The 14,017-nt window shown below is 40.2% G+C and carries 12 protein-coding genes and 2 pseudogenes; 5 read left to right on the forward strand and 9 right to left on the reverse strand.

Features of this window, described 5'->3' with window-relative positions; all coding sequences use genetic code 11:
* Positions 1–88: 88 nt before the first annotated feature.
* Positions 89–655 carry a DnaD domain-containing protein gene (locus tag ABDZ72_RS00750; protein ID WP_343750524.1) on the reverse strand — a complete coding sequence of 189 codons (567 nt, stop codon included), beginning with the start codon at positions 653–655 and terminating at the stop codon, positions 89–91.
* Between the two features lie 881 nt (positions 656–1,536).
* Positions 1,537–1,896, reverse strand: coding sequence for a sigma factor (locus ABDZ72_RS00755; protein WP_343750526.1), 360 nt, complete (start codon positions 1,894–1,896; stop codon positions 1,537–1,539).
* 376 nt (positions 1,897–2,272) lie between these two features.
* On the opposite strand from ABDZ72_RS00755, the gene ABDZ72_RS00760 reads away from it, so the two are divergent.
* The 5 genes from ABDZ72_RS00760 (at position 2,273) to ABDZ72_RS00780 (ending at position 5,788) form a co-directional block, all read left to right on the forward strand.
* The gene (locus tag ABDZ72_RS00760) at positions 2,273–2,521 is read left to right on the forward strand and encodes a helix-turn-helix domain-containing protein (RefSeq protein ID WP_343750527.1); all 249 of its coding nucleotides are present in this window, start codon (positions 2,273–2,275) and stop codon (positions 2,519–2,521) included.
* A gap of 94 nt (positions 2,522–2,615) precedes the next feature.
* A complete protein-coding gene (locus tag ABDZ72_RS00765) occupies positions 2,616–3,089 on the forward strand; it encodes a competence protein ComK (RefSeq protein ID WP_343750529.1) in 474 nt (157 codons plus the stop codon).
* Positions 3,090–3,816: 727 nt separating this feature from the next.
* Positions 3,817–4,896, forward strand: coding sequence for a hypothetical protein (locus tag ABDZ72_RS00770; RefSeq protein ID WP_343750530.1), 1,080 nt, complete (start codon positions 3,817–3,819; stop codon positions 4,894–4,896).
* Between the two features lie 20 nt (positions 4,897–4,916).
* Entirely contained in the window at positions 4,917–5,321 is a 405-nt protein-coding gene (locus ABDZ72_RS00775) for an Rcat domain-containing protein (RefSeq protein WP_343750531.1), read from the forward strand.
* Between the two features lie 128 nt (positions 5,322–5,449).
* Positions 5,450–5,788, forward strand: a complete 339-nt coding sequence (locus ABDZ72_RS00780; protein WP_343750532.1) for a hypothetical protein — start codon at positions 5,450–5,452, stop codon at positions 5,786–5,788.
* A gap of 242 nt (positions 5,789–6,030) precedes the next feature.
* Here ABDZ72_RS00780 and ABDZ72_RS00785 read toward each other — a convergent pair whose 3' ends face one another.
* The 7 genes and pseudogenes from ABDZ72_RS00785 to ABDZ72_RS00815 form a co-directional block, all read right to left on the reverse strand.
* The gene (locus ABDZ72_RS00785) at positions 6,031–7,197 is read right to left on the reverse strand and encodes a nucleotide sugar dehydrogenase (protein WP_343750533.1); all 1,167 of its coding nucleotides are present in this window, start codon (positions 7,195–7,197) and stop codon (positions 6,031–6,033) included.
* Positions 7,198–7,371: 174 nt separating this feature from the next.
* Entirely contained in the window at positions 7,372–9,642 is a 2,271-nt protein-coding gene (locus tag ABDZ72_RS00790; RefSeq protein ID WP_343750534.1) for an nSTAND3 domain-containing NTPase, read from the reverse strand.
* 404 nt (positions 9,643–10,046) lie between these two features.
* Positions 10,047–10,270 (reverse strand): annotated as a pseudogene (locus ABDZ72_RS00795) (NAD-dependent epimerase); the annotation flags it as partial.
* A 37-nt stretch (positions 10,271–10,307) separates the two neighbouring features.
* On the reverse strand, positions 10,308–11,294 hold the full coding sequence (galE, locus tag ABDZ72_RS00800) for a UDP-glucose 4-epimerase GalE (RefSeq protein ID WP_343750535.1): 987 nt from the start codon (positions 11,292–11,294) through the stop codon (positions 10,308–10,310).
* A 90-nt stretch (positions 11,295–11,384) separates the two neighbouring features.
* Positions 11,385–12,407: pseudogene (locus ABDZ72_RS00805) on the reverse strand (NAD-dependent epimerase/dehydratase family protein).
* A gap of 38 nt (positions 12,408–12,445) precedes the next feature.
* Positions 12,446–13,726, reverse strand: coding sequence for a lipopolysaccharide biosynthesis protein (locus ABDZ72_RS00810; protein WP_343750536.1), 1,281 nt, complete (start codon positions 13,724–13,726; stop codon positions 12,446–12,448).
* Between the two features lie 35 nt (positions 13,727–13,761).
* The gene (locus ABDZ72_RS00815; protein ID WP_343750537.1) at positions 13,762–13,902 is read right to left on the reverse strand and encodes a hypothetical protein; all 141 of its coding nucleotides are present in this window, start codon (positions 13,900–13,902) and stop codon (positions 13,762–13,764) included.
* Positions 13,903–14,017 lie beyond the last annotated feature (115 nt).

Consider the following 14,017-nt stretch of genomic DNA (forward strand, 5'->3'; position numbering starts at 1 on the left):
GGCTAACTCTTACTCGGCGGGCATCCCACCCACTATATGTTACGACCTAAGCCCGGTCGCTCTGCCAGGCACCATCCAGAAACTGGTGCTATCCGAACTTTGCCAACAGCCGTTCGGTTTCTTCCCATTCGGCGGTTTTATCACGGGATTCGTCTTCTGCCTGGTCCCGCTCTTGATTTCGCTTCTCCTGGCGCTTTTGTTCCCGGAACCAATCCGGTATGACTTCTTCCGTCCGGGCGGCATACGACGGCCCGCCTCGCCCCTGCTGCCTGCGCCGATGAAAGGCCGCTTCTTCCGCCTTGGCGTCTTCAACCGTGGTGATGCCATTCTTCGCCCAGGCTTGCAAAATGGCCTTCACATAGCTCCAGTTGCTCTTGCCGCGTTCCACCGCTCGTTTCATCGCGTCCACGACGAGCGCTTCCCCGACGTCATCTACCCAATTCATCAGGGAATCAGACATAAATGGGCTAATGGGTCCGAAGTTGTTCTGGTAAAATACGAACGCGTCTGCGTCAGCTGCAGTTGTATTAGTTTGTTTGGTCTGGTTTGCTTTCGTTTCATATTGTTTAACTAATGGGGCCGTGTGGTGGTCCGTAGGGTGGTTCATTTCGTGGTCCGGCTGGTGGGTCATCAGGTGGGTCACATTGCGGTTCACGTTGTGGTTCACTTGCTCGTTCGCCAGGTGATCTACTTCCTGGTTTGATTCATGTCGTGTGGCAAAACTCTCCTTCGCTTGGAGCGTGTTGTCTGTTATGTATGAAAAATCGTCGCCCGAGTACACGGCGTTCTCGCTCGATCCGACTGCCCTGTCGCTCGAGTGCAAACCGTCCTCGCTCGAGTTAGCCGCTCTCTCGCTCGAGTGAACCCCACGCTCACTCGCTCCGACCGCCACATCACTCGACGCCACTCCGCTCTCGTTCGAGTTGACTGCCGCGCGACTGCAATCCCGGGACGTATGCGCCTCACCCGAATCAACCACTCCGTTCCCGCCCGAGCCGAGCGCCACGCCTCCCTCACTCAAGCACGCACCTCTCCCATAATCCACATCCCCCGACCAACTCAACCCAATCATCCGATACTCAGCCGCCTGATTCCGCCCGCGCGATTCATACGCCACATACCCCTTCTCGTGCAGCTCAGCGCGCGCCCGTTTGAAGGAACTCTCCTTCAATCCTGACTTCAGCCGCAAGACCGGCGCGGCGACCGTAAACGTCTTCCGCCACATGGCTTTATTATTAATATGCATGAGCGCGTGCCACAACGCCACAGCGGATCCAGATAAAGGATCGCGTTCGATGCAGTCGTAAAAGGCGTTAATCTCTTTTATGTAATTCATCTCAAATCTCCCTCTCAAATTGGCGCGCCTGCTGAAACCCACGCGGCAGGCGCCAGTCATTAGTGGTAAAACGTTTTCAAAACCTCGCCGTTGTCCCGCAGTTTCTGCCTCGCTGCTCGTCCCCAGCCTTTCACGGCATCAAGAGACACCCCTTCCTGCCGGGCTATTTCCGCAAGCGGCAAGCCATCCAAAATGTGAAACTACACCCATTTCCATTGGTTGAAAGTCAGTATGGAACGGACCCGCTCCCAGAATGCGTCATCCGCAGCGTCCTCTTTCAACCACATCACCGGCTGCGTGCGGCCCACGTCAACACTAAGCTGGCGGTTCTGTTTGCGGAGCTTATCCATAAGGCGGTGGCGGATAACATAGTTGAAATACGTGGCGAGCGCACCCTTATTCGGATCATATCGCCTATACGCCATCCACATGGCATAAATCCCTTCCACATAAAATTCCCCCTGCCTGTCGTGAATGCCGAGCTTGTGCATGTGGTAATGGATGCGTCGTTCATTTTGCCGGAAAATCTCCTCAAATGTTGGCTTGTCCGTCTCCTGCATAAAACCCTCCTCATCTATTTTCCTTAGCATAGGGGAAAAGCAGCCAACCGTCACATGCTGTAATTTCGTTTTTTCATCGCAAAATCCCATTTTCCACGACAAAAACCACCCGAAAAATGGCACACCTCCTCGAAAACCCCCTTTTCACCACCCCATTCAAAAATTAGCGGCAAAATCGATAAGGTGCCTGGCACTTTAACTATTCAGAATTGTCTCGGTGCCTGGCACTGAAACGATTCGCAATTGTTTTGGTGCCTGGCACTTGAGCGTGCAAATCCAGTATCAAAACATTTTAAAATTTTTCTCTCAATCTGCCCTTTAGGGCGTGTCCGGATTCGATTGCAAACAGGATAATAGACGTTGAGGGGAGATAGCGTTGGAGGAAATAGATCAATTTAAACAATTACTAGGAAAACAACTAAGGGAAAAAAGAAAACAAAAGGGCTTATCGATACAGAGAGTGGCAGAACATGCTCATACTGGAACCGATCACCTAGGACGAATTGAGCGTGGGGAAAAACAGCCAACCGCATACACGCTATCCAAATTGATCGATTACCTGAACATGGACCCCGGTGTAACCCTGGAAATTATGAACGAGTTGAAAAAACACCGACCTGACTAACAAAGGCTTGCTGACCTCTATCTTCCCATATCAACGACCTGCGACCCAAGATATCCTCCCCACATTACATTCTCACCCAAAAGGAGCTGCATTCATGACAACGATCCGGAACCATTATGTCATTAATGAAAACACCATGGCACTGCTGCCGGCAGCGCACATGGACTATGACACCATTGCCATCGAAAGAGATCAGGAACGATTCGTCCGGGAAACGCCACAACAAATCATCAGCCGTTCCTGCCTGCAGAATGGCTCAACCTACGAAGGACGACGAGCAGCCATCATGCATCATTTCGGGTTCAAGCGAAAAATCCCGATTCCGATCAATCCGAGAAACCGCCTCTTCACCTTCCCAACGAACGCACCAACCGATTTTGCCTGCAACTGGATCTTCTACCGCCATGTTCAGGCCATCCTGCCACCATCCGCATCATCCAATGGAAAAACAAGCCTTCTCTTCCACAATGGCCAACAGCTGCCAGTGGATGTGTCACGCTATGTTCTCGAAAAACAATTGGAAAGGGCCGGAATGTGCGCGGGGATGTTTGGTGGAGAGCGAGCCTAAGGCGCCAGGCACTTCATCAATAAAAAAAGACCCTTAATGAAATTTCTTTCATGCAGAGCCTTTCATTTTCATTACTGGAATTGGCTAAGTGTTTGACTTCAAGTGTACACTTAACACCAAGTATCACTTCATAGTCTTGAATGCGGATCGTTCTGTATGCATTGTTCCACAGCTGAGGCAGACATAATCTGAATGTGCACCATACATGTATTCTTTGCCTATACAAGAATGATTACATTTAGGTCTCCCTTGTTCAATCCACTTTTGGCGGATAGCATTCGTTTGCTCAGGTGTGAGATGTAATCCCATATTTCACCCCCTCATATAGTATATTTAGGCCAACCTTGCAAGGTCGATTTTCTCCTTTGTCAACCGCACAACCGAATCGATTATCAGAGTAGTAATGCAAGCATCAGATACACATTCACCCATTTCAATGTTTCCAATCATTTGTAATATAACATAAAATATTTTTTCATGTTTCTGGATAAAATCGGTGCCTGCTCTCATGTTCTTTAGAAAGGCCACAAGGTAATATCCTCATCATAAAAACAACTACCCCGCATGTCATATTATTGGGAAAGCATCAAAACGTCAGGGCTTCAATAAAGAATACTAAAATAAATTTATTCAAAAACTTTGTTTACTATGCAGGTAAATTATCCCTTTTTGTTGAATTAATACTTAGAACTTTAGAATTTTAAAAAATACAGAAAAGAGGTTTAAAATGAATACTATTTCAGAGATAATTTTTATACAGGATTTAATGAGCTTACCAAAGTCTGATCTTAAAGATATTTGCACAGATCTTAATCTCGAAGATTCTGGTTATAAGGGTGACTTAGCTGGACGGATTTATAGCAGTTTGAATCATAGTAAAAAAACAAAGAATGATGTCTTGGAAAATTATAAAAACAAAATTTTCGCAGGTAAGACTTCGCTCACGTGGTTTAAATTAAATAATATGCTTAGTAAAGAAGAATTTAAAAATTTGATTAGAGAAAATCATTCCTTTGATCCATTTGAAACAACCAGTATACCTCCACTACATGAAATAAGTACTGAACCTTTTCTAATTGGAGGATCTGATGGAAACAATAATAATGACGTTTTTCTAAGATTTATACATAAAAGCGGTGTTAATGAAGAACCTCACGTTACAGAAATTACCACAACTCCAAAAACATCGTTGTCAACAGTATATTACCATTCAGATTCAGGAATTTTAGAATTAAGAGGTGATTCTCGAAAGGGTGAGACCATTGCTAAAATAATTGCTCGTTTATTGAAACAGCAAGTTAGTTTGGAACGTATAGAAACACCTTTTTATCATAAAATAGATGATATAGCCAATAATCTAGGGGGAGCATTAATAGATGCAAAGTCAAAACCGGAAATGTTATTGGAAGATCTAGATGAAGATAAAATAAAAGCTGTTGCTAATGTATTAACGGCTTTGGATAATTACTTTAATACTGAGAATGCCGAGGAATTAGAAACTCAGCTTCAACAAGCCAATAATGCATTTGACGACTATAAATTTACTGTTCCTTTTTCCGCTTTAATTCTTTCAGGAATGGAGGAAGTTGGTTTAAGTGGTGAAAAAGAGATCAGAGGTTTACCACTATTCGATTATCTAAACCCTAACCTACAACATCAAAATGGTTACATTCGTTTTAATTTTGTTGAAGATGGATTCGAAAAGCCGTTTACTATACGGGTAGGTATGAAATCTCAAAGCATTTATTTTAGCACCCGAGCAAGTGAGCAGGTTATTGCATATGTTAGAGAACAAGTTATAATATAAGTACGGAGGAGGTGTTATGTATGGTTGCACAGTTTGAAATACGGGATAAAGTATTGGAATTTGTACAAATGGCGACTTTATCGCCTGTGAAGGGGTTTTATCCAACATCTGCAGCTAAATACGTGAACACTTCCGTACAAACCGTATTCCCTTATTTGATTGATTTGGTAAAAACAGAGGAATTGATTTTGGTTTGGGAACTAAGATGTCCTAATTTTGATTGTAATAAAACCATAAACGATAGTAAATTTGAATCAATTTCAATTGATGATGAAATGGAATGTCCTAAGTGCGGTTATGAATTTGAAGTGAGCAATAAGGACTTTTTTCCAAGATTTGATATAAGTTCTTCATATAAGGAATATTTAAATAAAAAGGACGACAATAGTGGTAAAAAAAAACGAGTTTTTTCACTTCAAACATGACAGGTGGCGATGGAGAAAAATTCAACAAAGATTGGTTTAAGAATTTAGATGAGGAACAAATAGCAGTTTTAACTAAAAATACACCATGCATTATTATAGGACAAATAATTAATCAAGGAGATACTATAATGGCTGATAATGTAAAGAAAACAGGCGATATAAGTGATAATCAATTTGGTTCAAATGTTAATATCCAAGGAGATAATGTGAGCCAAATTAATATAGAAAATGAGCCTGAAATTATGGAAGCTTTAGAAAAGATTAAAAATGAAATCGTACAAATAACTAATGAACATTCCAGAAATGACGCTGACATTTATTATGGATATTTAGAAAAAAGTATTAAAGAAAGAAACACTTCAAAAATTGAAACTTGTATTTCAAAGTTGAGAACATATATAGGTGACATTTCTAGTTTAATGACTATTGCTGAATTTTTTAGTTTAAGTATACCAGGACTTGGTTAATAGTTTTGTATACATAAAAATAGTATACAACCTCCATTTTAATTCCGGATTGGCGCAATAATTTTTTATTTTGGTGTCTATGAAAAAAACTCATTGAAGTATATTATTTGGTTTGGAATTATTAGTTCAAGAAGTTTTACAGTAAATAAGATTCATCCACACGGGTTTTATTTTTATACTGTAAGTGTTAAATAACCCCAAAAGGGCTGGCACCCCTACCGGGGTGCCGCAAAATCCTCCCATCAATCCCGACTAAACAAATCCCGTGTATACACTTTCTCCTCAACATCCTGCAAATCTTCCGTCATTCGGTTCGCCACAACGACATCCGATATCGTCTTGAATTCCTCAAAGTCATTCACGACGCGAGAGTTATAGAATTTCTCTTCCGTCAACGCCGGCTCATACACGATAACCTCAATACCTTTCGCCTTAATGCGCTTCATCACGCCCTGGATGGCCGATTGTCTAAAGTTATCGGAGTCGGTCTTCATCGTCAGGCGATAAATGCCGACGACATCCGGGTTGCGCTCAATGATCATATTCGCGACATGGTCCTTCCTTGTCCGATTCGCATCCACAATTGCCTGCATAATGTTATTCGGTACATCCTCGTAGTTGGCGAGGAGCTGCTTGGTGTCTTTCGGCAGGCAGTAGCCGCCATAGCCAAAGGACGGATTATTGTAATGGCTGCCGATACGGGGATCCAGGGCGACACCGTCGATAATCTGCTTCGTGTTGAGGCCGCGTACTTCTGCATAGGAATCTAGTTCATTGAAGAACGATACACGCATGGCCAGATAGGTATTCGCAAATAATTTAATAGCCTCGGCTTCGGTTGAATTGGTGAACAATACGTCGATATCTTCCTTCACAGCTCCCTGCACGAGCATATCGGCAAATGTTTGCGCGCGTTCGGATTGCTCGCCGACGATGACGCGCGACGGATACAGGTTGTCGTATAATGCCTGTCCTTCCCGTAGAAATTCGGGGGAAAAGATAATGTTGTCGGTGGCGAATGTGACACTGGTCTCTTTCGTATAGCCAACGGGGACGGTCGATTTAATCACCATGATGGCTTCCGGATTGACGTCCAGGACATTGCCGATAACCGTCTCCACGGTTGATGTATCAAAAAAGTTCTGATCCGGGTCATAGTTCGTCGGTGTGGAAATGACGACATAATCGGCGTCCGCAAATGCTTCCTCGCTGTCTGTGGTGGCGGTTAGATTTAAATCCTTATTAGCAAGGAAGTCCTCTATTTCATTATCTGCAATCGGTGACTGCTTCTGATTGATCATGTCCACTTTCTTTTGAACGATGTCGAGTGCAACGACATGATGGTACTGGGCAAGCAAGACGGCATTGGATAAGCCGACATAGCCTGTCCCTGCAACTGCGATTTTCATATGATTCTCCCCCTGTGTTTCCCGGATGACGAGTACATCAAACTCACGATGATAAAGGTGGCATCGATACCCGATGCGGCGGTTAATCTATGTGGTCGTGTTTTCTCAATACTCGACTGAATGATACGTAATTGAAATGATTCACCGGGTGATTGGCACACTTCTGAACTTATATCATTTGTCAACATCTGAAAAAATATCATCTTTCATGTTATGCTCTATCTCGTCATAGACTTCATTAGCATTACTTATATAATTGTCAGAAACTGAATGATCTTCCTTAATGTCCTCTAATTCATTTTCAGCCGTCTCAACTAATATCCGAAAATCATCTGCAATGCTTTCATAACTTGTATCTTCTATTACATCCACTAAATAATTTGCAGTAAAAAACCAGTTTTCAAAATCCTCTTCTACTTCCTCGGGTTTTAATTCATTATCAAGGTTACTTTTTATATGATCAAACTCTTCATAAAAGTAATCGGTTCCTTTAGAAATTAATACATCTATTATCTCATTTTTAGTTTCCTCATCAATTAAACTCATGATAAATTTATTCTTCATAAAGCTAAGATCACGATCAAGAACGGCAATATCTTGAATATCAATCTTTAATGACTTGATCCAGTTATCTTTTAACAGTCCTAATTCTTGCAAACGAAAAGCAAATTCATATGTATAGATAACACTGAATTGATGATATGATGGCTCAGAAACTAGCGCCTCTAATATTGTATGTTCAGACTCCCATAGCCACCTCAAATAATCATCGGTAGCTTCTCGAAGTAAATATCTAGTTATGTTGTTATGGTTATTTAACTTTTTATTTGCCGATAATATTCGTTTTGTAACTTCATGCCACAAATTATATGGGATGAAAATTTTGTCTGATTCTTCTTTAAAAGTCGTATCCCTGACTAAAGTATCAATGTCTACTGTCATTACATATAACTCTAACATTTCTTCTTTTTTTGATAATATAATGTGTAATGAGTCAAGCATACTCGGGTGATATAATGACCAATATTTATGTTTGGATACAACATTTAATTTCACTAGACTATTTTTTAACGTATCCAATGCTTCCTTTATCGATGACAATGAAATATTAAATGCATCAACAAAAACATTGTCTAAATGATCTTCTCGAACCGGGCTGGTTAACTGATTATTATGTATCAATATTAAAATCATAGCAGCTTGTTTATCATTATCCAGGTTGTTTATAACTTCTTCAAAAAAACCAGAGGGGTTCGAAAAGAATTGACTAAGTTCTTTTTTATCTATCATTAATTTCTTATGGAAAAGCCTATTTCCTAATCTTCTCGACAATTCAGGAGAGAAATCACTTCTTTTGGATAAATCATTTAAATAAGGTTTTAATGAGCCTTTTGTCTTCTTTGCCAGATCCCCGCTTTTAACGTGATTATATAAAATTTGCTGCTTTTCATTTAAACTAAGTTCCTCGACATTAATAACTACTTGTGAATTAAATAAAAGAGGGAATGAATTTTCTTTGAATATATTTCTTGCCTCGTTAAATATATAATCTCTGCTTGTAAAAATTACCTTAGCCCCTTTATTAATTGCAGCTCTTAATTTGGGAAAAGTCCTTTGCCATTCACTTACCAAAGAATGATCGAGATTTGTAGCTCCGAATACATCATCAAACCAAAACAACCTATTAGGATTGTGCGGATTCCAATGTTGTTTAAATTGAGTTGGGTTTTCCAGTATGAACGTATCAGTTAACTGGTCTTCAATTATAGAGGTCATCGCAATATTAGTTGCAATTGCTGTTTTTCCGGAAGCTGGTTGTCCCAGCAGCATAACAAATCGACTGTGGTTCACCGCTTCTATGGCCTCTCTATACGATTTCGTTATTACAAATGTGGATACATTTTCTTTTAACTCTTCCACGACACCCAAGGATTGTTGGTATACCCGTTCATCCAGAATTTCTGATAAATCACCTATACCGTATAATCGCGGAACAAGTTTTCTTAAATTTTTGTTTCCATCCAAAGTCATTTCGATCCAGTCATTACCTAGAACCAAACAACTTTGTAGTCCTTCTATATCCATAAATGAATTTTCTATTTTCAAGTGATTTCCTGCTGTTAATTTATAATTGGTAAATATAATATAATGATCTATTTCGTTGTATTCTACTAATCGTTTAACCTTTGGGATTTCCTGCTTCAGGTCGTTTTGAGTTATCAAATGATCCGTTTTCGACGTAAATTTGCATTGAAAAACAAACTTCCCAGAAAGTGATAAATTTTCATCATCCAGGTTACCGCTTCCTTCAAAAAATCCATCTCTTCCGCCATCTTTACCTTCAGAAAAAGGAGTATATGTCGAACCCAATACATTTTGCATTATATGACCGCAAAGGTTTTCGAAATTTTTCCAACCGAGACGATGTAAATTATATTTACTCATAACTATATACCCCACCTGTTACAAACAATCAATTACGTTATGTCCCTTAAATAAAAACCAAAAAATGGGAGGATGCTATTTTGCTAAGTTTATATGTAAGTCTTACACAGAACTTGCGAGAATGCCTAACCCTAATAACCAATTCCAGTCTGACAGAGCCAAAATCCTTAAATCTAGATAGTCAAAAGATTTTTCACTCATAACTTAACATGTTTAGATTTTTCTTGCGAGTACTATATGGTATTGTCAAAGGATAGGCCTAGGCCCTGGGTTAATTCTGTAACAATAACCCAACCGTATCATATGCGAACAATATCTATTATTCTACGGTTGCTTCTATAGTCATCTTGCAAAAACTACAACCAAGCGCCCCTTCGGGCGCTTCTGTATAGAAGAATAGGATATTACTCGACCTCGTAATAATCCACATACCAATCCGCAAACGTCTGCAGCCCTTCTTCAATGGATGTCTCCGGTTTAAACCCTATTTCATTATAAAGCAAATCGGTCGATGCATATGTAGCCGGGACATCCCCAGGCTTAATCGGTTCATAGACTTTATTAAATTCACATTACGGCCCAATGCATTGCTCAACGCTTTTTCCAGCGCATAGATGAACGTCATCAGTGTGCATTCCTAGCGATTTCTTTAGTTCGTAGAGCATCTACTTTATAAACCCGTCCTTATGTTCCTTATGCCAATTCCAAGCGTGCTGCACCATTGTTTCCAACTCCGAATATTGCGGATCCCAACCTAATTCCTGTTTCGCCTTTTCGGAAGAAGCTATCAACACAGCAGGATCACCGGGCCGTCTAGGGGCTTCCCTTGCTGGTATTAACCGGCCAGTCACGTTCCGGCAAGCTTCTAATACCTCGTTAACAGAAAAGCCTTGTCCGTTCCCCAAATTATACACACCACTCTGTTTTGTATCTCTCAGCTTCCGTACAGCCAGATAATGTGCTTGAGCCAAATCCATAACATGAATATAATCCCGAACACAGGTGCCGTCTTCGGTTGCATAATCATGTCCAAATATCTTCATAAACTCACGCTGTCCATTCGCAACTTCTAGTACAATTGGAATCAGATGGGTTTCCGGGTTATGGTCCTCACCTATTCTACTCTCTGGATCCGCACCTGCCGCATTAAAATAGCGTAGTGACACTGACTTTAATCCATATGCATCCTCACACCATTTCAGCATTCGCTCAATCGCCAGTTTTGTTTCACCATACGGGTTGGTTGGGATTGTCGAATCGTCTTCCTTTATCGGTATAGAATCCGGTTCGCCGTAAGTCGCAGCAGTTGATGAAAAGACGATTCTTTTCACACCATGCTCCACTATTTTATTGACTAGATGATGGGTACCCAGAACATTATTTTTATAATAACTCAATGGGTCAGCTACACTTTCTCCAACTAGCGAACTTGCTGCAAAATGAATAACCGAATCAATGGAATGGTTAGTAAAAACCTTATCCAATAGCTCATCGTCATGCAAATTTCCTTCGTAGTAAGTTGTGTTCAATAAAGCATCATAGTGCCCTTTGGTGAAATTATCAAGCACGATGACCTCTTCACCTTTTTCCTGCAAATACAGTACAGTGTGGCTTCCGATATAGCCAGCACCGCCTGTTACAAGTATTGTCATGTATAGCTTCCCCCCTATGATGTATTACATTTTGCAACTTCTCCATAATTGCCTTTTAAAAGCTCGTTATTTGGACTGGTAATCTATCGTTTATGTCACCTGATAATAATCCACGTACCACTCCGCAAATTTCTGCAATCCATCTTCAATGGATGTCTCTGGTTTAAATCCTATTTCATTATAAAGCAAATCGGTCGATGCATATGTAGCCGGCACATCCCCAGGCTTAATCGGTTCATAGACTTTATTAAATGCCACATCACGACCCAATGCATTGCTCAACGCTTTCTCGAGGGCACCAATGAACGTCATCAGCTTCTCCGGACTGTTGTTGCCGATGTTAAACACGCGATGCGGATCACCCTCTTCCTTCGCAGGGGGATGCTCCATCAGCCGTTCCATGCCCATGACGATATCGTCAATGTAGGTGAAATCACGATACAGATCATTGTCAAAATCGCCATTGTTGAAGATCTTAATCGGGTCGCCGGCAAAATACTTATCCGTGAAACCGAAGTAAGCCATATCCGGACGCCCCATTGGCCCGTACACCGTAAAGAAGCGAAGACCGGTGGCCGGGATGTTATACAGATGGCTGTACGTGTGCGCCATTAATTCATTGGACTTCTTCGTTGACGCATACAGCGATACCGGATGGTCGACAAAGTCCGATTCTTCAAACGGCACTTTCTTATTCGCGCCATACACCGAACTGGACGACGCATAGACCAGATGATCAACCGGATAGTATCTGCAGACTTCCAGGATATTGTAGAACCCAAGGAGATTACTCTGAATATAAACATCCGGGTTCTCTATCGAATAACGGACACCAGCCTGTGCAGCCATATTCACAACTATATCAGGCTTATGTACTTCAAACGTCTCCATAATCCTGGATTTGTTTCCTTTGATAAAGGTAAATGACGCATAAGGCTTTAGCTGATCCAGGCGGGCCTGCTTTAAATTAACGTCATAGTAATCATTGAGATTATCTATCCCGACTACCGTTCAGCCTCGGTCCAACAGTTTCTTGGAAAAATAGAATCCGATGAAACCGGCGGCACCGGTGACTAGGAAGGTTTTGTTAACACAGAGAGATCTATGTCCCATTTTCTTTGACTCCTTCCTTTCACCTAAATCTTTAACCTTTAAATCTTACTCGCAAAAGAATTGACTGAACTATAAATTCTACTAGCTCTGGAAATTAACAAATATCTAACTAGTTCTGCCATAATTGTCGAAACTATTGCACCATAAACACCTATATAAGGAATCACAACGAAATTAATTATTATATTCACTACTGCTGCAATAGTACTACTTCTAGCAATAGCGCCTGTCTTTTTGGCATAAACTAATTTAGCCACAGGCATGTAATAAAAGCCCTTAATCATATGACCGATTAATAACGCCGGCAACAAGATTATTGCTCCATAATATTCTTCGGAAGTAATCACTCGTACTGCAAACATAGAAATTGGAATCGACACCAATCCAAATATTAAAATAACCATCAAAAATACCTTTAGCAGTTTATTTCCATCCGTTTCCTGACCTTCCTTTCTCAACCGAGTATATCTTGGGACGAAAGCATTGTTAACACTGGTATAAAATATAGCTAACACCATCGATACTTGTGCAGCTAATGAATAAACACCTAAATTATCTAAACTAATAAATTTTTCTAAAATAACTCTATCTGAGGAACTTATAATCCATCCACTTGCCACATGTGGTATCATTGGCAAACTAAATAAAAGGCTTTCTTTTATGAATGTTTTATTCCAATTTAATTTTATATTTTTTAGTTGGAATATATATACTATAGCCGTTACTATAAAAGAAATTGTTATTTGTGATAATAATGCACTTTCTGCCCCCATCCCTTCTCCTACGATTAAATATCCCGTCAGGAGCATAGTAAAAAAAGCCTTTATAACATTAGCTGAAACAAATGTTCCAGCTTTTTCTTGAGCTCTATATAATGCCATTGGTAATGAAAATAACCCTGAAATCCATGCTAGGATGATTAAATAAAAGTAATATGGTTTTATGGGTATGCTATTGAAAAGTAAACTACCTATAGGTTTATATAAGAATAGTGAAATAAGAGATAGAACGGTAGAAAATAAAAACACAAACATAAAAATTGAACCTAGATACTCTTTTTGCTTTTTCAAGTCTTCTAGGAAATCATAATAAAAACGAGTTAGCGCACTTTTTAAGGATAAGATTATGAATACTTCTAACATTCCTACAAGTGTTTGAACTGTAGTCATTATGGCGTACTCGTCAGGGCTTAAATATTGAGTGTAAATAGGGAGCATAATAAATCCAATAAGCGGAGTCATTAATCCCCCAATAACATATAATATTGAATTTGTTAAAAAAGTATTTCTATTTCTTTTTCTGTTTAAGTTGACCTTCATTTACAAAACGTCTTTCTAAAAATTATTATTTTACTTTAAGGCAATTGCTCTATAAATGGTTTCATCTTGCTTTTCCATAATTCATCTATTTTAGCAAGTGAACTTTTTGTAGTTGGATATCCTTCTTCAACTTCTTTACTAAATATTTTTACAGCTTTATAACTTGGTTCATTCAACCTCCTCATAATGTTAACAAATCTATTAATGTTCTTAGAATCCTTAGAAGACTGGTGAAAAACTACAGTTTTGATCCATCAAAGATGCGAACAAGAACCTGAATTGTTCTTTAAT

This window comes from Lentibacillus halophilus, from assembly GCF_039522485.1.
GTDB classification, from domain to species: Bacteria; Bacillota; Bacilli; order Bacillales; family Amphibacillaceae; genus Lentibacillus; species Lentibacillus halophilus.